Source organism: Actinomadura roseirufa, from assembly GCF_900659635.1.
Taxonomy (GTDB): Bacteria; Actinomycetota; Actinomycetes; order Streptosporangiales; family Streptosporangiaceae; genus Spirillospora; species Spirillospora roseirufa.
In genome coordinates this window covers 1-20459 of record NZ_CAACVB010000047.1, presented here as the reverse complement: position 1 = coordinate 20459, position 20459 = coordinate 1, and the positions used below count along the sequence as shown (strand labels likewise).

General features: G+C 70.9%; 19 protein-coding genes. 6 read left to right on the top strand and 13 right to left on the bottom strand.

Translation table 11 applies throughout. The features are described 5' to 3' along the window. The first annotated feature begins 118 nt into the window (after positions 1-118). Positions 119-1084 carry a pirin family protein gene (locus tag E1291_RS13265; RefSeq protein WP_131738079.1) on the top strand — a complete coding sequence of 322 codons (966 nt, stop codon included), beginning with the start codon at positions 119-121 and terminating at the stop codon, positions 1082-1084. 205 nt (positions 1085-1289) lie between these two features. Here E1291_RS13265 and E1291_RS13260 read toward each other — a convergent pair whose 3' ends face one another. The 6 genes from E1291_RS13260 to E1291_RS13235 all read right to left on the bottom strand — a co-directional run bounded on the left by E1291_RS13260 (position 1290) and on the right by E1291_RS13235 (position 7601). Beyond that, complete coding sequence (locus tag E1291_RS13260; protein WP_131738078.1) at positions 1290-2207, bottom strand: LysR family transcriptional regulator; 918 nt, start codon at positions 2205-2207, stop codon at positions 1290-1292. 38 nt (positions 2208-2245) lie between these two features. After that, on the bottom strand, positions 2246-2716 hold the full coding sequence (locus E1291_RS13255; protein ID WP_131738077.1) for an OsmC family protein: 471 nt from the start codon (positions 2714-2716) through the stop codon (positions 2246-2248). 14 nt (positions 2717-2730) lie between these two features. Then, entirely contained in the window at positions 2731-3357 is a 627-nt protein-coding gene (locus tag E1291_RS13250; RefSeq protein WP_131738076.1) for a GntR family transcriptional regulator, read from the bottom strand. Between the two features lie 240 nt (positions 3358-3597). Next, the gene (locus tag E1291_RS13245; protein ID WP_131738075.1) at positions 3598-6402 is read right to left on the bottom strand and encodes a vitamin B12-dependent ribonucleotide reductase; all 2805 of its coding nucleotides are present in this window, start codon (positions 6400-6402) and stop codon (positions 3598-3600) included. Positions 6403-6522: 120 nt separating this feature from the next. Continuing rightward, a complete protein-coding gene (gene nrdR / locus E1291_RS13240) occupies positions 6523-6996 on the bottom strand; it encodes a transcriptional regulator NrdR (protein ID WP_131738074.1) in 474 nt (157 codons plus the stop codon). A gap of 266 nt (positions 6997-7262) precedes the next feature. Next, a complete protein-coding gene (locus E1291_RS13235) occupies positions 7263-7601 on the bottom strand; it encodes a LysM peptidoglycan-binding domain-containing protein (protein ID WP_131738073.1) in 339 nt (112 codons plus the stop codon). 179 nt (positions 7602-7780) lie between these two features. Here E1291_RS13235 and lexA point away from each other — a divergent pair, with 179 nt between their 5' ends. Next, entirely contained in the window at positions 7781-8479 is a 699-nt protein-coding gene (lexA, locus tag E1291_RS13230) for a transcriptional repressor LexA (protein WP_131738072.1), read from the top strand. Positions 8480-8609: 130 nt separating this feature from the next. Here lexA and leuS read toward each other — a convergent pair whose 3' ends face one another. Beyond that, positions 8610-11075, bottom strand: a complete 2466-nt coding sequence (gene leuS / locus E1291_RS13225; RefSeq protein WP_131738071.1) for a leucine--tRNA ligase — start codon at positions 11073-11075, stop codon at positions 8610-8612. A gap of 195 nt (positions 11076-11270) precedes the next feature. Continuing rightward, complete coding sequence (locus E1291_RS13220) at positions 11271-11885, bottom strand: TerB family tellurite resistance protein (protein ID WP_131738070.1); 615 nt, start codon at positions 11883-11885, stop codon at positions 11271-11273. Positions 11886-12161: 276 nt separating this feature from the next. Between E1291_RS13220 and E1291_RS13215 the strand changes: the two genes are divergently transcribed. Continuing rightward, complete coding sequence (locus E1291_RS13215) at positions 12162-12785, top strand: lytic polysaccharide monooxygenase auxiliary activity family 9 protein (protein ID WP_131738069.1); 624 nt, start codon at positions 12162-12164, stop codon at positions 12783-12785. Between the two features lie 260 nt (positions 12786-13045). After that, positions 13046-14590, top strand: coding sequence for a long-chain-fatty-acid--CoA ligase (locus E1291_RS13210; protein ID WP_131738068.1), 1545 nt, complete (start codon positions 13046-13048; stop codon positions 14588-14590). A 90-nt stretch (positions 14591-14680) separates the two neighbouring features. Here E1291_RS13210 and E1291_RS13205 read toward each other — a convergent pair whose 3' ends face one another. Continuing rightward, a complete protein-coding gene (locus E1291_RS13205) occupies positions 14681-14896 on the bottom strand; it encodes a hypothetical protein (RefSeq protein WP_131738067.1) in 216 nt (71 codons plus the stop codon). Here E1291_RS13205 and E1291_RS13200 point away from each other — a divergent pair. Together E1291_RS13200 and E1291_RS13195 are read left to right on the top strand one after the other, a co-directional pair. Beyond that, entirely contained in the window at positions 14882-15343 is a 462-nt protein-coding gene (locus tag E1291_RS13200; protein ID WP_131738066.1) for a hypothetical protein, read from the top strand. The genes E1291_RS13205 and E1291_RS13200 overlap by 15 nt on opposite strands. A 77-nt stretch (positions 15344-15420) precedes the next feature. Beyond that, on the top strand, positions 15421-16149 hold the full coding sequence (locus E1291_RS13195; protein ID WP_131738065.1) for a hypothetical protein: 729 nt from the start codon (positions 15421-15423) through the stop codon (positions 16147-16149). A gap of 115 nt (positions 16150-16264) precedes the next feature. Here E1291_RS13195 and E1291_RS13190 read toward each other — a convergent pair whose 3' ends face one another. From E1291_RS13190 to E1291_RS13175, 4 genes are all read right to left on the bottom strand, one after another. Continuing rightward, positions 16265-17530 carry a class I SAM-dependent methyltransferase gene (locus tag E1291_RS13190; RefSeq protein WP_131738064.1) on the bottom strand — a complete coding sequence of 422 codons (1266 nt, stop codon included), beginning with the start codon at positions 17528-17530 and terminating at the stop codon, positions 16265-16267. A 98-nt stretch (positions 17531-17628) separates the two neighbouring features. Beyond that, entirely contained in the window at positions 17629-18996 is a 1368-nt protein-coding gene (locus tag E1291_RS13185; protein ID WP_131738063.1) for an FAD-binding oxidoreductase, read from the bottom strand. 237 nt (positions 18997-19233) lie between these two features. Further along, entirely contained in the window at positions 19234-19746 is a 513-nt protein-coding gene (locus tag E1291_RS13180) for a DUF1707 and DUF4870 domain-containing protein (protein ID WP_131738062.1), read from the bottom strand. A gap of 63 nt (positions 19747-19809) precedes the next feature. After that, the coding region (locus tag E1291_RS13175; protein WP_306434460.1) for a polysaccharide deacetylase family protein at positions 19810-20459 on the bottom strand (650 nt) is incomplete at its 5' end.

The following is a 20459-nucleotide window of genomic DNA, read 5'->3' as shown; positions in this document are numbered from 1 at the left end:
GAGCGCACGTGAGCCTGGTCTCTGGACGTGCCCGGCTCGGCGTCCGCGAGGGGCGAGGCGGGTGCGACCGCGGCGATGGGGCATTGTTGCCGGTGGGTCAAGGGGCGAGGAGGACCACATGAGCGATCTCGATGTCCGGCCGGAGCCGGTGCTGTGCGGCGGGCGGGACGACGTGTCGGCGCGGCCGGTGCGCGAGCTGCTGCGGCCCCGGCGGGTACCGCTCGGCGAGAGCACGGTCGTCCGCAGGCTGCTGCCCAGCCTGGGGCGGCGGATGGTCGGGGCCTGGTGCTTCGTCGACCACTACGGGCCCGACGACATCGCGGACCGGCCGGGGATGCAGGTGCCGCCGCATCCGCACATCGGCCTGCAGACCGTCAGCTGGCTGCACGCGGGCGAGGTCCTGCACCGCGACAGCCTGGGGAGCCTACAGACCGTCCGGCCGAAGGAGCTCGGGCTGATGACGGCCGGGCGGGCCATCGCCCACTCGGAGGAGTCCCCGCGCGGCCACGCGCCGCTCCTGCACGGCGCGCAGCTCTGGGTGGCCCTGCCGGACGGGCACCGGCACACCGAGCCCGCGTTCGAGCACCACCCGGACCTGCCGGTCGTGGAGGGGCCCGGGTTCAGCGGTACCGTCATCCTCGGGGAACTGGACGGGGCCATCTCGCCCGGCACGGCGTTCACCCCGATCGTGGGGGCCGACCTGGCGCTCGACGACGGCGCCGACGTGCGGCTGCCCGTCGAGCCCGACTTCGAGTACGCGGTGCTGACGATGTCGGGGATCACGGTGGTGGACGGCGTGCGCCTGGAGCCGGGCTCGATGCTCTATCTCGGGTGCGGCCGCCGCGAGGTGCCGCTGCGGGCCGAGGGACGCGCCGGCCTGGTGCTGCTCGGTGGTGAGCCGTTCGCGGAGAAGCTCGTCATGTGGTGGAACTTCGTCGCGCGGTCGGGCACGGAGATCGCGCAGGCCCGCGCCGACTGGACGTCCGGCGACCGCTTCGGGACCGTCCACGGGTACGACGGGCCGCCGCTGCCCGCGCCCGCGATGCCGGCCACCCCGCTCAAGCCGCGGGGCCGCGTCCGGTAGGGCACGCCCGACCCGCTCAGCCCTCGGCCGGTGGGATCCGGCCGAGGGCCTCGGCGACCGCCTCGTACAGCGGTGGAGACGTTCTCAGCACCTAGCCGAGCCGGTCCTGTGGCGCGCCGCGCCCGTCAGCCCCTCGTGTTCGTGTCGCCCGCGCTTGGCACGGCCCATGCACCGTCAGATGACCAAGACCTGAAACAAGTCTTGGTCAGATGAAATGCTTATGACCTCCGACCCAGGCCAGCTCGGGGTGCCGGGCGGCGAAGCCGAGGAAGGCGGTCAGCGCCGGTCCCGGCCGGCGACCGGCGGGCCAGGCGAGCGACGGCGCCCAGGACGGTTCCGGGTCGAGCCGGACGACGGCCACCGGCTGCCCCGGCTCCTCCGCCACGGACCGCGGAAGGACGGCCGCCGCCAGGCCCACGCTCGCCATGGCCCGCGCGGTGCTGTACTCGCGCGTCTCGAAGCGGATCCTGGCGGTGGCGCCCGCGTCCGCGAGCGCCGAGAGCACGATCTCGCGGATCACCGACCCGGGCGAGTAGCAGACCAGGTCGGCGCCGTCGAGGGCGGCGACCGGCACGCGGTACTCACCGGCCAGGGGCGCCGACGTGGAGGTGATGAGGACCAGCGGCTCCTCCCCCAGCGCCATGGACTCCAGCCACCGCCCCTCCTCCTGGGTGGGGAGCCGTACCAGGGTCGCGGCGTCGAGACGCCCACCGCGCAACCCGGCCACCATCTCCTCGGTGTTCATCTCACGAAGCTCCACCGTGACCGAGGGGAACTCCAGGGAGAACTCCGCCAGCAGACGGGCGAGCCTGGCGGTCAGCCCGCGCGCGCCGCCGAGGCGGATCCGTCCGCGCGTTCCCTGGGCCCAGCCGCGCATCTCCTCCTCCACCGCCTCGATGTCGGCCAGAACACGCTCGGCGTGCTCCAGGAGCGCGCTCCCCGCCGGAGTGAGCGCCACCCGGTGGTTGTTCCGCTCGAACAGGGCGATGCCGAGCTGCCGTTCGAGCTTGCGGATCTGCTGGGACAGCGCCGGCTGCGCGATCTGCAGCGTCTCCGCGGCCCGCGTGAAGTGCAGCTCACGCGCGACGGCCCGGAAGTATTCGAGCTGGCGAGAACTCATCATCGTGCCAGGATCTCACCATCGCGAGATCGAGAGCATCGTCAGCTGACGGCGTCCACCGGCTCGTGCCGCACGGGGAACGTCACCGAGTTGGCGATGAAGCACAGCTCATGGGCGCGGTCGTGCAGCTTCGCGGCCCGCCCCGCCTGTCCCGGATCGGCCAAGAGGACCTCGGGACGCAGGACGACCTCCTCGAACCGTCCCCCGCCGTCCTCGGTCTCGATCATGGTCCCGTGCGGGGTGTCGCGGTACGCGGTGACCACCACCCCTTCGACCGAGCACAGGTGGAGGTACCAGAGCATGTGGCACTGCGACAAGGACGCGACCAGCAGCTCCTCCGGGTTCCAGCGGTCCGGGTCGCCGCGGAAGGCGGGGTCGGAGCTGCCGCCGATCACGGGCTTGTCCCCCGACTCCACCTCGTGCTCCCGGTCGTAGGCGCGGTAGGAGGCGGTGCCCGCACCTCTGTCGCCCGTCCAGGTGACGGTCACCTCGTAGTGATGGGTCCTCGTCACTTCGTCCTCCCCGATCACGTCAGCGTCGCGTTCGTGCCGCGCGCGTGGTCACCGGCGATCCGCGCGGCGACCGCGCCTTCGCCGTCGCGTATCGCCCGGAGCAGCTCCCGATGCTCGGCCGCCACCGTCTCCGGCCGGTCCGGAGGGACCAGCGAGGCCCGGGTGGAGATGACGATCCGGTCCCAGAGGCGGTCGAGGGTCTCCAGCGCGATGGGGTTGCCGGCCAGCTCGGCGATGCCGCGGTGGAACCGCCGGTTCAGCTCGATCGCCCGGTCCAGGTCGCCCGCGGCCGTCACCTCCTCGAGCCGCAGCGCGTCGCGCTCCAGGTCGGCGAGCGCCGCCGGGGCGATCCGTCCCGCGCGCTGCCGGCCGGCGGCCAGCTCGGCGGCGAGCGCCTCCAGCGCGGCCCGCACCGCGTAGGCGTGGGCGAGGGATTCCGGCGTCAGCGCGTTCACCACCACGCCGCGTCCCGCACCGTGGACGAGCCCGTCGCTCTCCAGCCTGCGCAGCGCCTCGCGGACCGGGGTGCGGCTCACCTCCAGCTCCTCGCTCAGCGCCATCTCCGTGAGCCGCGCGCCCGGCGGATGCGCACCCGCGACGATCAGCTCGCGAAGCCTGCGGTACACCACGTCGACCTGCATCCCACCTCCATTGCATGCAAAGCATACAATGGATCCGCGACGTCTCCCCCGGCACGATCACAAAGCACCGACGCTCAGACCGGCCATCCGGCGTCGCGCCTCATCCACCACCGCGGACGGCCCCAAGTGATGGCGTGGGCGAGGGGGAGACGGCCATGGCCGTCTCCCCCTCGCCGACCTGCTCTTACGGCTTCACGCCGATCAGGCCGGGTGCCGCGTCACGGGCGAATCCGCGCGCGTTCAGCTGCAGCCGCTGGTGGAGCCGCAGCCCTCGCAGACGTAGCAGCTGCCCGCGGGGCGCATCTTCGTGCCGCAGGTCAGGCAGAGCGGCGCGTCGGCGGTGCGGCCCTGGCGGCTCTCGATGACCTCCATCGAGGAGTGCGCCTCCTGGGACGGCGGGGCCGCAGGACGGGTGATCGCCGCGGACTGGGCGAGGGTCTCGCGGTCGACCTCCTCCTCGGCGTGCAGGGTGGCGGGGTCCTCGCCGTTGGCCTGCATGGCGCGTTCCTCGGCGGTGAAGATGCCGAGGCCCGCGCGCTCGTCGTAGGAGAGGTGGTCCAGGGCGAGCCGGCGGAAGATGTAGTCCATCACCGAGGTCGCCATGCGGATGTCCGGGTCGTCGGTCATGCCGGCGGGCTCGAACCTCATGTTGGTGAACTTCTCCACCCAGGTCTCCAGGGGAACGCCGTACTGGAGGCTGATGGAGATGGCCACGGAGAAGGCGTCCATGACCCCGGCGAGGGTGGAACCCTGCTTGCCGAGCTTCAGGAAGACCTCGCCGAGACCATCGTCCGGGTAGGACGAGGCCGTCATGTAGCCCTCGGCGCCCGCGACGGAGAAGCGGGTGACGGTGGCGGGGCGCTGCTTGGGCAGGCGGCGGCGGACGGGCCGGACCTCGGCCGGCGCCGGGGCGGCCTTCGGCTCCTCCTTCTTGCCCGCGGCGGACAGCGGCTGGCCGACCTTGCAGTTGTCGCGGTAGATCGCCAGGGCCTTGAGGCCGAGCTTCCAGCCCTCGAAGTAGACCTTCTCGATGTCCTCGATGGTGGCCTGCTCCGGCATGTTCACGGTCTTGGAGATCGCGCCGGACAGGAACGGCTGGGTGGCCGCCATCATCCGGACGTGCCCCATCGGGCTGATCGCCCGCTCGCCCATCGCGCAGTCGAACACCTCGTAGTGCTCGGTCCGCAGGCCCGGGGCGTCCACGACGTGGCCGTGCTCGCCGATGTACTCGACGATCGCCTCGATCTGCTCCTGCTGGTAGCCGAGCTTCCGCAGGGCGTTCGGCACCGTGTTGTTGACGATCTGCATGGAGCCGCCGCCGACGAGCTTCTTGAACTTCACCAGCGCGAGGTCGGGCTCGATGCCGGTGGTGTCGCAGTCCATCATCAGGCCGATGGTGCCGGTCGGCGCGAGGAGGGACGCCTGGGCGTTGCGGTACCCGTTCCTCTCACCGATCTTGAGGCACTCCTGCCACTGCTTGGTGGCGGCGGCGTGGACGGCCTTGTCCATGTCGTCGAGGGTGCGGACGTCGTCGTTGGCGGCGGCGTGCTTGCGCATCACCCGCTTGTGGCCCTCGGCGTTGCGGGCGTAGCCCGCGTAGGGGCCGACGACGCCGGCGATCTCGGCGGAGCGGCGGTAGGCGACGGCGGTCATCAGCGAGGTGACCGTGGCGGCGAGGGAGCGGCCGCCCTCGGAGTCGTAGGCGTGGCCGGTGGCCATCAGCAGGGCGCCGAGGTTGGCGTAGCCGATGCCGAGCTGCCGGTAGTCGCGGGTCGTCTCGGCGATCTTCTCGGTGGGGAAGTCGGCGAAGGTGATGGAGACGTCCATCGCCGTGATGATCAGCTCGGTGAGGCTGACGAACCTGGCGATGTCGAAGGTCCCCGCGGCGGTGAGGAACTTCAGCAGGTTGATGCTGGCGAGGTTGCAGGACGAGTTGTCCAGCGACATGTACTCCGAGCAGGGGTTGGACGCGGTGATGCGGCCCGACTCGGGGTTGGTGTGCCAGGCGTTGATCGTGTCGTCGTACTGGATGCCGGGGTCGGCGCACTCCCACGCCGCCCGCGCCATCAGCCGGAACAGCTCCTTGGCCCGGACGGTCTCGACGACCTCGCCGCTCATCCGGGCGCGCAGCCCGAACTCGCCGCCGGACTCGACGGCGTGCATGAACTCGTCCGACACGCGGACGGAGTTGTTGGCGTTCTGGTACTGGACGCTGCCGATGTCACGGCCGCCGAGGTCCATGTCGAACCCGGCGTCGCGCAGCGCGCGGATCTTGTCCTCCTCGCGCGCCTTGGTCTGGATGAACTCGGCGACGTCGGGGTGGTCGACGTCCAGCACGACCATCTTGGCGGCCCGGCGGGTCGCGCCCCCGGACTTGATCGTCCCGGCGGACGCGTCGGCGCCGCGCATGAACGACACGGGGCCGCTGGCGGTGCCGCCGGACGACAGCAGTTCCTTGCTGGAGCGGATGCGGGACAGGTTCAGGCCGGCGCCGGAGCCGCCCTTGAAGATGACGCCCTCTTCCTTGTACCAGTCGAGGATCGACTCCATCGTGTCGTCCACGGACAGGATGAAGCACGCCGAGACCTGCTGGGGCGACTTCGTCCCGACGTTGAACCACACCGGCGAGTTGAAGCTGAACAGCTGGTGGACCAGCGCGTACTTCAGCTCGTGGTCGAAGATCTCCGCGTCCTGCTCGGTGGCGAAATAGCCCTGCTCGAGAGCGGTGTCCACGTACTTTCGGACGACGCGGTCGACGAGCTGCTTGAGGCTCCACTCGCGCTGCGGCGTGCCGACGGCGCCGCGGAAGTACTTGGACGTGACGATGTTGACGGCGTTCAGGGACCAGAAGTCGGGGAACTCGACGCCGCGCTGCTCGAAGTTGACCGATCCGTCGCGCCAGTTGGTCATGACGACGTCACGACGTTCCCAGCGCAGCTCGTCGTACGGGTGCACGCCGGGCGTGGTGAAGATGCGCTCGATCTTCAGCCCTTTGCGGCCCCCCTTGCCGCGCCGTGCCGGCGAGCCGCTCACCGTCTCCGTCATGACCTTCCCCCTCTCGGGCCCTCCCGCCGGGCCCTGTTCAGGAACAACTCCGCCGCCGCGCGGGCCATGCCCGGCGCGGTGGCGCTTTCACGTGTGCTGCTGTTGTCGCCGGAACCGCCCCTAGCGGGGCGGGCCGGGCTCCCCCGAGGAACCGGCCTTCCGCAGTGTCTCGATCTCCTTGGCGAAGTCGTCCAGCGACTCGAAGCTCCGGTAGACCGAGGCGAATCGCAGATAGGCGACCTCGTCGAGTTCGCCGAGCGGCCCCAGGATCGCGAGGCCGATCTCGTGCGAGGGGATTTCCGCGGATCCGGACGATCTGATCGCCTCTTCGACCCGCTGTCCCAGCTTCGCGAGCGCATCCTCGTCGACCGGGCGGCCCTGGCAGGCCCTGCGCACCCCGGCAATGATCTTTTCCCGGGAGAACGGCTCGGTGACCCCGCTGCGCTTGGCCACCATGACGAGCACATTCTCCTGCGTGGTGAATCGCTTGCCGCATTCCGCGCACGACCGGCGGCGCCGAATGGCCGCGCCGTCGTCGGTCGAACGGCTGTCGATCACTTTCGTGTCAGGGTTGCGGCAGAACGGGCAGTGCATGCCTCGGCCCTCCCCTGAACGTAATCGCGCCACCCTGGAGAAGGTCCACAAGAAACACAACCTGTGGAAAATCCCATCGGTGTAACTACTAGATGTTGTGGTCAACCGTAGGGGCCCGGACAGGGCTACGCAACCTGGAACGGGCGTCCCGCGCGTAGACCCAGGTCACATCGAGCCTCTCGCGCACCAGCCCGGGCGTGTCGCCGGGCGTCGCCCACAACACGGATCTACCAGGACATATGCCCAGGCGAGGCGGCCGCAGACCCCTAGCGGGACGGGACGATCAGCTCCTGGCCCGGCCGCACCACGGGGTCGCCGCCGAGCCCGTTGAGGTCGATGATCCGCTGGACGGCGCGGCGCGGGTCGGAACCGGGCGTGGCGGCGGAGGCGATCTCCCACAGCGTGTCACCCGGCCCGACGACGACGGTCCGGCGCCGGTCGGGCACCCCTTCCCGCCCGCCGTCACGCCCGCCGGCCAGCGCGCCGGGACCGCCGGAGAGCCACAGCGCCATCAGGGTTAAGGCGGCGGCGAAGGAGATCAGCACCGCGCGCCCCCGGCGGGTGAGCCGCGGTGGAGCGTGGCCGGTACGGGGCGAACCCGACATGTCACCACTCCTCGTGTTCGAATGAATTTTCGATCGAACGCCTGTACGATGTTCTACCGCAGGCCGTCACCGAAAAGCGAGGACATCTTCGAACAATTGTTTGATCATTCCGCCCGGACGCGATAACGTTCCATGACAAGGAGTGACGACGGATCGAGGCGCCCGGGAGGCGACGAGCGATGAGCAAGGTCCGGGAGCTGCCCGACGGGCCCATGGACGAGACGGGCCTGACGCAACGGCAGCGCATGGTGCTGGAGGTGATCCGCGACTCGGTCCAGCGCCGGGGCTATCCGCCCTCGATGCGCGAGATCGGCGAGGCCGTCGGCCTGACCAGCACCTCCAGCGTGTCGCACCAGCTCCGGGCGCTCCAGCGCAAGGGCTTCCTGCGGCGCGACCCCAACCGCCCCCGCGCGGTCGAGGTGCGCGTGCCCGGCGCGACGCCGGTGCGCACCGAGCCCGACGCCTACGAGGCCGGCGGCGGGCAGCAGTCCCCCGCCCAGCCCGCGCCCGCCTACGTGCCGCTCGTGGGCCGCATCGCCGCCGGTGGCCCGATCCTGGCCGAGGAGGCGGTGGAGGACGTGTTCACGCTGCCCAAGCAGCTGGTCGGTGAGGGCACGCACTTCCTGCTGAAGGTCACCGGTGACTCGATGATCGAGGCCGCGATCGCCGACGGCGACTGGGTCGTGGTCCGCCAGCAGCCGGTGGCCGAGCAGGGCGACATCGTCGCGGCCATGATCGACGGCGAGGCCACGGTGAAGACCTTCAAGCGCAAGGACGGCCACATCTGGCTGATGCCGCAGAACTCCGCCTACGAGCCCATCCCGGGCGACGAGGCGTCCGTGCTCGGGCGCGTGGTGGCGGTCCTGCGCAAGATGTGAGACCGCGAGAGGTGACACCGCGTCACCGGTGACGCACGGTGACCGGTGACGGCGAGTGACCGGTCACCGGCTGCGCCGGGGACCGGAACGCGAGGGGCCGCCGGGAGATCCCGGCGGCCCCTCGCGCGTCCTAGCGCTTCGGGACGATGTTGACGATCTTGGGTGCGCGGACGATGATCTTGGCGATCTCCGCGCCGTCCAGCGCGTCCTGGACCTTGGCGGAGGCCAGCGCCAGCCGCTCCAGCTCCTCGCCGGAGACGCCGGGCGCCACCTCCAGCCGGTCGCGGACCTTGCCGGCGACCTGCACGACGCAGGTGACCGACTCCTCCACCAGCAGCGCCGGGTCGGCGGACGGCCAGCCCGCGCGGACGACCGGCGCGGAGCCGCCCAGCACTTCCCATGCCTCCTCGGCGGTGTAGGGGGCGAACAGCGACAGCAGCACGGTGATCGCCTCGGCGGCCTCGCGGACGGCCGGGTCGGCGGCGCCGGGGCCCGAGTCGATGGCCTTGCGGGTCGCGGTGACCAGCTCCATGATCCGGGCGATCGCGACGTTGAAGCGCTGCGCCTCGACCAGCTTGGTCGCCTCGTCGACGGCGCGGGCGGTGGCACGGCGCAGCTCGGCGTGGCCGGATCCGGGGGCGGTGCCCGGCGCGGAGGTGACCTCCGCCGCGATCCGGTGCACCCGTGCCAGGAACTTGGACATGCCGTGCGGGGACACGTCGGCCCAGTCGATGTCGTCCTCGGGCGGCCCGGAGAACAGCATCGCCAGCCGGACGACGTCCACCCCGAACTCGCCGATCTGCTCGCCCAGGTCGACCAGGTTGCCGGTGGACTTGGACATCCCGCTGCCGTTCAGGATCACCTGGCCCTGGTTCAGCAGCCGGTTGAACGGCTCGGTGAAGTCGACCATGCCCATGTCGTGCAGGACCTTGGTGAAGAACCGGGCGTACAGCAGGTGCAGGATGGCGTGCTCGACGCCGCCGGTGTACTGGTCGACCGGCATCCACCGGCGGACCTGCTCCACGTCGAACGGCCCGCCCTCGTGACGGGGCGAGCAGTAGCGGAAGAAGTACCAGGACGAGTCGACGAAGGTGTCCATGGTGTCGGTGTCGCGCCGGGCGGCGCCGCCGCACTTGGGGCACTCGACGTCGACCCAGCCGGCGGCGGCGGCCAGCGGTGAGGTGCCCTTGGGCGCCAGGTCGGCGCCGCGCAGGCCCTCCGGCAGCCGGACGGGCAGTTGCTCGTCCGGGACGGGCACCTCGCCGCACGCCGCGCAGTGGACGATCGGGATCGGGCAGCCCCAGAACCGCTGCCGGGACACCAGCCAGTCGCGCAGGCGGAAGTTCACCGCGGCGCGCCCGGTGCCACGTTCGTCCAGCACCTCGATGATCCGGGCGATGCCGTCGGCCTTGTCCAGCCCGTCGATCGGGCCGGAGTTCACGATCCGCCCGTCGCCGGACGCGGCGACGCCGGTCTCGGCCGGGTCGGGCAGGCCGGTCTCCACCACGACCCGGACGGGCAGCCCGAACTTCAGCGCGAAGTCCAGGTCGCGCTGGTCGTGCGCGGGGACCGCCATGATCGCGCCATGCCCGTACTCGGCCAGCACGTAGTCCGAGGCCCAGATCGGCAGCCGCTCGCCGTTCACCGGGTTGACCGCGTAGCGGCCCAGGAAGACACCGGTCTTCTCGCGCTCGGCGGACAGCCGCTCGATCTCGCTCTCGCGCGAGACCTCCTCCCGGTACGCCTCGAACGCGGCGCGCTGGTCGGGGGCGCAGACCTCCTCGGCCAGGGCGGCGTCGGCCGCGACGACCATGAAGGTCGCGCCGTACAGCGTGTCGGGACGGGTGGTGTAGACGGTGACCGGCTCGTCACGGCCCTCGATGACGAAGTCGACGTCGGCCCCCTTGGAGCGGCCGATCCAGTTGCGCTGCATCAGCAGCACCCGCTCGGGCCACTTGCCCTCCAGCTGCTCCATGTCGTCCAGCAGCCGGTCGGCGTAGTCCGTGATCTTGAAGTACCACTGGGTCAGCACGCGCTTCTCGACCAGCGTCCCGCAGCGCTCGCAGTGGCCGCCGACGACCTGCTCGTTGGCCAGGACGGTCTGGTCCTTCGGGCACCAGTTGACGTGCCCGCCCTTGCGGTAGGCCAGGCCCCGCTCGTAGAAGCGCAGGAACAGCCACTGCGTCCACTTGTAGTACTCGGGGTCGGAGGTGTGCAGGCGCCGCGTCCAGTCGAACGAGGGCGCGTAGCGCTGGAAGGACGCGGCCTGCGTCTCGATGTTGGCGTAGGTCCACTCGGCGGGGTGCGAGTCGCGCTTGATGGCGGCGTTCTCGGCGGGCAGGCCGAAGGAGTCCCAGCCGATGGGGTGCAGGACGTCGTATCCGCGCTGGAACCAGTAGCGCGCGACGACGTCGCCGATGGCGAACGCCTCGGCGTGCCCCATGTGCAGGTCGCCGCTGGGGTAGGGGAACATGTCCAGCGCGTAGCGCCGCTCGCGGCCGTCGTCGTCACCGCCGGCCGCGAAGGGGTCGAGCTCCGCCCAGCGGGCCTGCCACTTGTCCTGAACCGCCCGTGGGTCGTACTGCTCGTCGCTCACGCTTCCAGACTCCGGATTCCATCAACAGGGTGGTGGGGCGGCCCCCCGACATGAAACGGCCCCTCGCACAGGAGGGGCCACCACGCCGACGTCGGATCGTCGGCGCGGTCAGTCGAGGAGCAGCCTTGGCATACAGGAAGAATAGCGCAGCCGCAAGCCGTCCCGGGGGGTTTATCGGCCGCCGGGGGCCGGCGGTCAGTGCCCGGACGCCTGCCGGGCGAGCGAGACGACGCCGGTCACCTGGACGCGGGTGAGTCCCAGGTCGGCGCCGACCGCGGACAGGGTCTCCTCCTCCGACACGCTGAGCGGGCCGTCGGTCAGGGCGATCTCGGCCGCGGCGCGCAGGATGCTCTCCCGGGCCTCGGGGGCGAGCGCCGAGGACGCCCGGCCCATCTCGACGCGGACCTCGTCGAACGGGCGGCCGAGGTCGGCGTTCAGCGCCGCGTCGTCATAGCCGCGCTCGCCCGCCTCGCGGACGACGCCGACGGCGCGCGTGCGGGCGGCGGCGTGGGTGTAGTCGCCGGACCGCAGCACCTGGGCGATGGCCATGCGCAGGAGCATCGCGGGCATCAGGGCGAGCTGCGCGGTGGTGGGGACGTCCAGGACGCCGGGGCTCCAGCGGCCGTGGCAGGTGTCGCACTCGACGAACTCGCCGCCGGTCTTCATCAGCGGGATGACCGGGATGAAGAACAGGGTGAAGAAGTTGCGGCCCTGCCGGCGGCGGTAGTCGCGATCCCCGCCGCAGTCCGGACAGTGGAAGACCCCCCTGGTCAGGGTGAAGAAGACCACCCGCCAGCCGAAAATGATCAAGATGTCGCACCCTTTCTCGCCGGGACCGCACATCGTAACGGGATCACATGGCCGGGAGGGGGCCGGGCGGCGATCACCCCGGGGCGGCCGGACGCGAGCGGCGGCCGGATCCGGCCAATCGCTTGGGTTCGCGGCCGGACCGGCGTCATGGTGGGGTCACCGAATCAATAGGAAGGTTTCCTATAAGAAGTTCCCGCTCCCTGGCTCCCGCCCCGCAGCGGCTACCGACTCCCACAGGTCACCCCCGCCTGGCCACCCCGCCGAGGAGGTTCGCGTATGCCCAGCACGTCGCACGTCCCCCGGATTCCTCGTTTACGCAAGAGGACACTCGCCCTGACCGCCGTGGCGTCGGCCGGCCTGACCGTCGCGGTCGCGGCCCCGGCCCTCTCCCACGGCTACACCACCGCTCCCATCAGCCGGTCCCTGCTCTGCGGACGGGGCACGGTGAAGAACTGCGGCGACATCCAATGGGAGCCGATGAGCGTCGAAGGCCCCAAGGGATTCCCCCGCTCCGGCCCCGGCGACGGCAGGATCTGCGCCGCCGGCGACGGCCGCTGGGCCCCGCTGGACGACCCGCGCGGAGGCCAGTGGCCCGCGACGAAGCTCACCAGCGGCCAGTCCTACACCTTCTCGTGGAACCTGACCGTGCCGCACGCCACCGCGTCGTTTCGCTACTTCCTCACCAAGGACGGCTGGAACCCGGCGCAGCCGCTCACCCGCGCCTCCCTCGACCTCACACCGTTCCTCCAGGTGAACGGGCGGGGCAGGCAGCTCGCCCAGGCCGTCTCCCATGTCGGCTCACTGCCCGCCAGGCACGGCCGGCATCTCGTCCTGGCCGTCTGGGACATCGCCGACACCGGTAACGCCTTCTACCAGTGCTCGGACGTCGACTTCGGCTGACGTCCCGAGGCTTCAAGGCCACCCTCCCGCGGGCACCGTCGCTCTCCGCCCGCGCCCGGGGGCCGGCCGGGACCGCGCATCCCGACCGGCCCCCGCGGTCTTCTCCACGCCGCGCTCCGGCCCCCGCGCACGCCGGCCGGAGCGCGTCCGGCTGCCGCCAAGGTGTTGACGCAGGCAGTAGAGCATGGAGCAGGATGTGCGGAACGATTCATACACTCGTCGGTAACAACCGGCGGTGACCCGTTCGCACGAGGAGTGCCATGCTCAATCTGTCCGTGCTGCTGGAGGACGCCGCCAGGGAGACGCCCGACCGCGAGGCGGTCGTTTTCGGGGACATCCGGCTCTCGTACTCCTTCGTCGACTCGGTCGCGAACCAGGTCGCGAACCTGCTGCGGGCCCGCGGCATCGGACCGGGCGACAAGGTGGCGCTCTCGACCCCCAACCTGCCGTACTTCCCGATGGTGTACTTCGGGGCGCTCAAGGCGGGCGCGATCGTCGTCCCGCTGAACGTGCTGCTCAAGCCGCGGGAGATCGCCTACCACCTGGCCGACTCGGAGGCCAAGGCGCTGTTCTGCTTCGAGGGGACGCCGGAACTGCCGCTGGGCGAGATGGGGTACGCGGGGTTCGAGCGGGCCGGGGCCTGCGAGCACTTCTTCCTCATGCCGGCGAGCCTGGCGACGGCCGAGTCGCCGATCGCGGGCGCGGAGCTGTTCTGGTCGGCGCTGGCGGGCCTGCCCGGAACGTTCGACACCGCGCGGACCGGGCCGGACGACACCGCCGTGATCATCTACACCAGCGGGACGACGGGACGGCCCAAGGGCGCCGAGCTCAGCCACGGCAACCTGCTGATGAACGCGATGGTCGACGACACGCTGTTCTACCGGACGCTGCACGACACGTCCCTGGTGACGCTGCCCCTGTTCCACATCTTCGGGCAGACGTGCGTGCAGAACGTCGGCTTCTACCGGCGGGCGACGCTGGTGCTGCAGCCGCGGTTCGACGCGAAGCAGGCCGTCGAGCTGATGGTCAAGGAGAAGGTGAACTTCTTCGCCGGCGTCCCGACCATGTACTGGGCGCTGCTCAACGACGACACCTCGGCCGAGGACGTCAGTACGATCCGCGACAACCTCCGCGTGGCGGTCTCGGGCGGCGCGGCGCTGCCGATGGAGGTCCTCAAGGGCGTCAAGGAGAAGTTCGGGGTGGGCGTCCTGGAGGGCTACGGCCTCTCGGAGACGTCCCCGGTGGCCTCCTTCAACCGCCCCGACCGCCCGGCGCGAGCCGGGTCGATCGGCCTTCCCGTGTGGGGCGTGGAGATGAGGCTCATCGACGAGGAGTGGAAGGAGATCGAGGGCGAGGGGCCCGGGGAGATCGCCATCCGCGGCCACAACGTCATGAAGGGCTACTACGGCCGGCCGGAGGACACCGCCGAGGCGATGCGGGACGGCTGGTTCCGCACCGGGGACGTGGCGCGCCGCGACGAGGACGGCTACTACTACATCATCGACCGCTCCAAGGACATGATCATCCGGGGCGGTTACAACGTGTACCCGCGGGAGCTGGAAGAGGTCCTCATGACCCACCCGCAGGTGTCGCTGGCCGCGGTGGTGGGCGTCGCGCACCCGACCCACGGCGAGGAGATCAAGGCGTACGTGATCCGCGCGCCGGAGGCCACCGTCACCGAGGACGAGCTGGTGGCCTGGGGCAAAGAGCAGTTCGCGGCCTACAAGTACCCGCGGATCGTCGAGTTCCGCGAGGAACTGCCGATGACCGCCACGGGCAAGATCCTCAAGCGCGAGCTGCGCTAGACCGGCCCGAGGGATACGGGCCCGGACGCAGGTGCCGGGCCCAGGTCGCGGCGCGGCCGGCCCGCCGACGAGACTCGCCCCGGCGGGCCGTCAGCGGGCGGGCGCGGCGGGGCCGTACAAAGCGAGCCTGCTCCCGGTGAGCAGTTCCAGGGATGCGGGGTCGGCCCCAAGGTGCTCCAGGACGGTGTCGGCCCGCCGGTGGTCGCTGTGCTCGGGTGTGGACCCGGCGCAGAGCCGGGTGGGCCTGGCGGTCGCGCAGCTCCGGCCCGCCAGGAGCACGCGCAGTACCCCGTGCCGCGTCCTCACCGTCCTCACCGCCCCGCCCTCACCGTCCTCCTCATCGTCCTCATCGTCCCCACCTCCCTCACCGTCCTCCTCACCGTCCTCATCGTCCTCATCGTCCCCACCTCCCTCACCGTCCTCCTCACCGTCCTCATCGTCCTCGCCGTCCCCACCTCCCTCACCGTCCTCCTCACCGTCCTCATCGTCCTCGCCGTCCTCGCCGTCCTCGCCGTCCTCGCCGTCCTCCACGGCGGGATCGAACAACGGTCCGGCGCGCTCGGTGGACGGCCGCCTCGGTGCGGACATCACGCCCCCGGGTGGCGCCTCGGGCGCCCTGCTCGCCACCCTGTCCGGGGGGCCGCGCGCAGCGCTCGTCCTGGACGCAGGCCCCTCCCCCATCTCGACCGGCCGGATGAGGTCAGCGAACGGAGCCTCGCCTGGCCGAGGGACCGGAGCGATCATGTGACGTAGAGCACATCTCGCCGAGCGAACCCCGTTATCGTCCATTGCATCCCTTTTCACACACTGTGGAGCGAAAGGAACCGATCATGGTCCGCCGGGTGCTCACCTGCGCGGTGGCGGGAGCCGCCGCCGCCCTCTCCCTCACCGGCTGCCTGGGCGACGACCAGAGCGCCTCGCCGCCGCCCGTTCCGGCCACGCCGGCCGCACCCGTCGAAGGGGCCGTCCCCCCGACGCCGCCCGCGACCGCCTCTCCCACCGACCCCCCGGCCGCCGCCCCCGCCGGCGGGGTCCCGGCGGGCTGGAAGACGATCGGCGGGTCCGAGAACGGCGTGCGCATGTCGGTCCCCGAAGGCTGGGTCGAGATCGACCTCACCTCCGGCGAGGCCGAGGAGGGCCTGAAGCGGCTCGGCCTGCAGGGCGCGAACGAGGAGCTGCTGCGGCAGAGCCTCTCCCTGCTCGGCCGCCAGAAGGCCGTCTACGCCGTCGAGTCCGAGTCCGCGCAGAAGGGCTACGCCACCAACGTCAACGCGCTGTGCACCCCGTCCCCCGCGTCCTCGGTCGAGGCGCTGGAGACCGGTACCCGGCTCGGCATGAACCAGCTCGGCGCCCAGGACGTCGAGATCACCCGGACCACCGTCGCCGGGCGCCCCGGCATCCGCACCACCTACACGCTCCGGTCCGCCGCCGGGACGCTCACCGGGCGGCAGGTCCAGGTCGGCGACGGCAGCCGCGCGTGCTCCCTCACCGTCACCGCCAAGGAGGGCACGATGCCGCCGGAGGCCGATCAGATCACGGGCACCCTCGAGGTGCTGTGACCCTTGCCGGGCCCGTGCTCTGGACCCGTGCCGTGACGCGCGTCCGGGAACACGGAAGAGCCGGCGGGGAGGACCCTGCCGGCTCTTCGGTGTTCGTGCGGGAGCGGAGCCCGCGTCACCCCAGCCAGGTGGGGCGCAGCGGCATGCGGCTCTCCCCGTCGTCGTCCAGCTTGACGCCCAGCGTCTGGTGCAGCTGGATCCAGTTCTGGTTGAAGCCCAGAACGCAGCCCGCCATGTACACCCGCCACACGCGGGCCGTGCCCTCGCCGACCTCGGCGACGGCCTCGTCCCAGTGCTCGTCGAGGTTGCGGCACCACCCCGTGAGCGTCCGCGCGTAGTGCTCGCGCAGGTTCTCCTGGTGGCGGATCTCGAACCCCGCGTCGTTCATCTGCGACTGGATGTGGCCGGGACCCTCGAGCTCCCCGTCCGGGAACACGTACCGGTTGATGAACCCGCCCTGCTTGATGGACGGGGCCAGGTTGTCCGGGCGGGTGATGGTGTGGTTCAGCATCCGCCCGCCCTTCTTCAGCTTGCCGTGCAGGAACCCGAAGTAGGACGGCAGGTTGGCCTTGCCGATGTGCTCGGTGAGGCCGATCGAGCTGATCGCGTCGAATCCCGTCTCGGCCACGTCCCGGTAGTCCAGGAAGCGCACCTCGGCGAGGTCGGACAGGCCCCGGTCGGCGATGGCCTTCTGCGCCCACTCGGCCTGCTGCTTCGACAGCGTCACGCCGAGCGCCCGCACCCCGTACTCCTTGGCGGCGTGCATCACCATGCCGCCCCAGCCGCACCCGACGTCCAGCAGCCGCATGCCGGGCTCAAGCCCGAGCTTCCTGGCCACGAGGTCGTGCTTGAAGAACTGCGCCTCCTCCAGGGTCGCGTCCTCCGTCGGGTAACAGGCACAGGTGTAGGCCATCGACGGCCCGAGGACCCACTCATAGAAGGTGTTGGACACGTCGTAGTGGTGCGAGATGGCCTTCGCGTCCCGCCGCTTGGAGTGCCGGAGCCACGTCGGGACGCGGCTGAACGGCGCCTCCTGCGGCGGCGGGTCCAGCCGCCGGGAGATCGCCCCGCGCAGCAGCGGGTCGCCCAGCACCGAACGGATGATCCGCGCCTTGTCGCGCGGCGTCACGTCCCCGAGGACCTGCTGCATCGTCGTCAGCGCCGTGACCATGTCCCCGCTGACATCGATCATGCCGCTGACATAGGCGCGCGCCAGCCCCAGCGCCCCCGGCGAATGCACCAGATAGGACACCGCGTACGGCGAGCGAACGTCGAACCTGATGTCGGCGCCGGGCACCCCCGCCCGCGTCCCGTCGTACGCCGTGAACTCCACTGGCGCCTCAGCCCCGGCGAGCTGCTCGAAGACCCTGGCCAGCGTCATCTTGATCCCTCCTGTCTCTCGCCCCCGGGCGGGACGGGCATGGTCGGCCGCCCGTCCCCCTTCCGGGGTCCTCCCCCCCCGATCGCGACGGACGCCGATCAGCGCCCGCGCACGCACTTGTCGTAGAGGTCCAGCAGCCGCCCGCCGGGGTCGTAGGCCCCCTTGAGCCGCCGGTAGGTCTCCCCGTCGTAGTACCGCCAGAACTCGTCCCTGCTGTAAAAAGCAGTCGAGTAGAGGGACTTGTGCCCGTCAAGGGCCGCGACCCTGCGCTCGATGAGACGGTTGTGGTACTCGGGGATCTGCCCCGGTGGCAGCCGGACCGTCCCCCAGAAGCCGACGTTCACGTACGTCCGCCCCGTCTCCAGCGGGTAGAGCGGCCACTCCTCCTTCGCACGCAGGGGGCACAGCCAGACCGGGCTCATGCCGACCTTCTCGTGGAAGAAGTCCAGGAACTCGGAAAGCCGCTCGACCGGCACCTCGATGTCCTGGATGACGTCCTCGCGCGGCCGCAGGCCCCGCCACCGCTCCACGCGCGCCAAGACGTGATACCGGCGGTCGTAGGCGACCAGCTTGCGGTACACGTCGGATCGCTTGGCCTTGTCGGGCCAGAGCCGCCGCACCGTGGGGTTCTGGACGCCGAACGCGCCCGAGCACCAGAACCAGTCGGTGTCCCAGCGCCACAGATAGTCGCGGATCGTCAGGAAGTCGACGGACCGCTCCTGAATCGACCTGTAATAGATCTTCTGACCCGTGTAGTCCGAGGTGTAGGGCGCCGAGTCGGCGAAGAAGCCGAGCGTGATGTACTGCTCGCGCGCGCCGAAGACCGTGCCGTCCATGAAGTCGACGGTCTCACCCTCGAAACGGCCCGACTCGGTGATCTCGGCCATCGCGCGGGCCAGTTCCGCCGCGTCCCCGAACCGCAGATGCCGCAACCGCACGAACGGGCGCACCGGACGCAGTTCGATCTTCAATCGCAGGCCGTAACCGAGCGTCCCGTACGAGTTGGGAAACCCGTAGAACAGATCGGCGTGCTCGTTGTCGCGCGTCGCGGTGACGATCTCCCCGTCGCCGGTGAGGACCTCCATCTCCAGGACGGCCTCGTGCGGCAGCCCGTCGCGGAACGACGTCGACTCGATGCCGAGGCCCGTCACCGCCCCGCCCAGCGTGATCGTCTTCAGCTGCGGGACGACCGTGGGCATCAGCCCGTGCGCGAGCGTCGCGTCGACGAGGTCCTCATAGGTCGTCATGCCCTGGACCAGGGCCGTCCGCTCCCCGGGGTCCACCTCCAGGACCCGGTCGAAGCCCGACACGTCCAGGCCCGGCGCGTCCGAGGGGTCCCGCCACCGGAACAGGTTCGAGGTCCGCTTGGCCAGCCGTACCGGCGCGCCCGCCGGGATCGCCTCGTAGGACCTCCTGAGCGTCTCCACCGCCCGCTGGTGATCGCCCTTGATCGCAAGCTCCGTCATCTGCCCCTCCCTCACACAGTTAAGCGATCATCCCATGTACGTTCCATATAAGTCGGACGTTAGGGTCATCACAGGCAGGGAAGGGAATAAAGCAACAGAGCGTTCGTCCAGCACCGGAGGCCCTCCAGGTCGCGACCGCACCGCGAATGCGGCCACGTCGACTTTTCCCCGTGGACCCGCGGAAACAAACGTTCGCCGCGCCGTCGGCGCGGCGAAACATGCGGAGGGCGGGCGCCGTTACTTCACCAGGCGCAGGATCCAGGGGTAGCGGAACGTCTGGCCGGTCAGCGCGAACACCGCCGCGACCGCCGCCAGGATCCACGCCACCGCGTACAGCAGCCCGCCGACCCCGAACGTCACGATCGTGACCAGCAGCAGCGTGATCTGGAAGTTCACCGCCTCCCGCGCCTGCCGCCGGATGTACTCCGACCGCTTGCCGCTCAGCAGCATCAGCAGGAGGGGCCCGACGAACAGCGTCGGCACCGCGACCGCGTGCGCGGCCGCCGCGAGCATCCGGTCCTCACCGGTCGGCTCCTCAGAACGGGTCACGGCGCCGGTCGTGACGGGCACCAGGTCCCGGGTCACCACGCCCAGATCGCTGCGCGTCTTGGCCGTCATGGCCAGATGGCTGCGCATGTCGAGTTCGTCGTTGTCGATGCGGCCCTCGGCGTACGCGTCCTGGAGTCGCTGGACGACCTGGTCGCGCTCGGCGTCCGAGACCCGGAGATCCCCCACCGCATAACTGTCCATGGCCTCATGGTGCGCCGCCCCGCGCCCCGGAACCATCCGGGATGACCCTGAGGCGCCCCTGAGTTAGCGCTGGACGTACTGCTCCCCAGGGACGAGTTCGCCGCCGAACAGCTCCGTCACGGTGACGAACACGTACCCCTTGGCCGACAGCCGGTCCAGGATCCGGGGAACGGCCGCCACCGTCGTCGGATGGATATCGTGCATCAGCACCACGTTCCCCGGCCGCACCTCCTTCATCACTCGCCGCTCCACCGAGCCGGTGTCGCGGATCTCCCAGTCGAGTGGGTCCACCGTCCACAGGATCTGGGACAGCCCCAGCCGCCGGGCGTCCCTCGTCAGCCGCCGGCTCGTGGACCCGTAGGGCGGCCGCAGCAGCACCGGCGTCACCCCGGACGCCCGCCGCACCGCGTCCTGCGTCCGGGTCAGCTCTGACATGATCTTCTTCTGGGACGCCCGTCCCAGGTCGGCGTGCGTGTAGCTGTGGTTGGCGACCTCGTGCCCGGCCGCGACCTCGCGGCGCACCATCTCGGGGTGGGCCGCGGCGTTCTCCCCGATCAGGAAGAACGTGGCCCGCACCTGCCGGGCCGCGAGCACGTCGAGCAGCCGGCCGGTGCTCTCGGCGGGCCCGTCGTCGAACGTCAGCGCCACGCACCTGAGCCGCGCGCAGTCGGGCGGCTGCCGCCGCTGCTGCGCCCGCGGGCGCGCCTGCACGG

Coding starts and splice junctions, on each gene's coding strand:
- E1291_RS13265 (WP_131738079.1), top strand. CDS start 119: ATGAGCGATCTCGATGTCCGGCCGGAGCCGGTGCTGTGCGGCGGGCGG.
- E1291_RS13260 (WP_131738078.1), bottom strand. CDS start 2,207: ATGATGAGTTCTCGCCAGCTCGAATACTTCCGGGCCGTCGCGCGTGAG.
- E1291_RS13250 (WP_131738076.1), bottom strand. CDS start 3,357: ATGCAGGTCGACGTGGTGTACCGCAGGCTTCGCGAGCTGATCGTCGCG.
- E1291_RS13245 (WP_131738075.1), bottom strand. CDS start 6,402: ATGACGGAGACGGTGAGCGGCTCGCCGGCACGGCGCGGCAAGGGGGGC.
- nrdR (WP_131738074.1), bottom strand. CDS start 6,996: ATGCACTGCCCGTTCTGCCGCAACCCTGACACGAAAGTGATCGACAGC.
- E1291_RS13235 (WP_131738073.1), bottom strand. CDS start 7,601: ATGTCGGGTTCGCCCCGTACCGGCCACGCTCCACCGCGGCTCACCCGC.
- lexA (WP_131738072.1), top strand. CDS start 7,781: ATGAGCAAGGTCCGGGAGCTGCCCGACGGGCCCATGGACGAGACGGGC.
- E1291_RS13215 (WP_131738069.1), top strand. CDS start 12,162: ATGCCCAGCACGTCGCACGTCCCCCGGATTCCTCGTTTACGCAAGAGG.
- E1291_RS13210 (WP_131738068.1), top strand. CDS start 13,046: ATGCTCAATCTGTCCGTGCTGCTGGAGGACGCCGCCAGGGAGACGCCC.
- E1291_RS13195 (WP_131738065.1), top strand. CDS start 15,421: ATGGTCCGCCGGGTGCTCACCTGCGCGGTGGCGGGAGCCGCCGCCGCC.
- E1291_RS13190 (WP_131738064.1), bottom strand. CDS start 17,530: ATGACGCTGGCCAGGGTCTTCGAGCAGCTCGCCGGGGCTGAGGCGCCA.
- E1291_RS13185 (WP_131738063.1), bottom strand. CDS start 18,996: ATGACGGAGCTTGCGATCAAGGGCGATCACCAGCGGGCGGTGGAGACG.
- E1291_RS13180 (WP_131738062.1), bottom strand. CDS start 19,746: ATGGACAGTTATGCGGTGGGGGATCTCCGGGTCTCGGACGCCGAGCGC.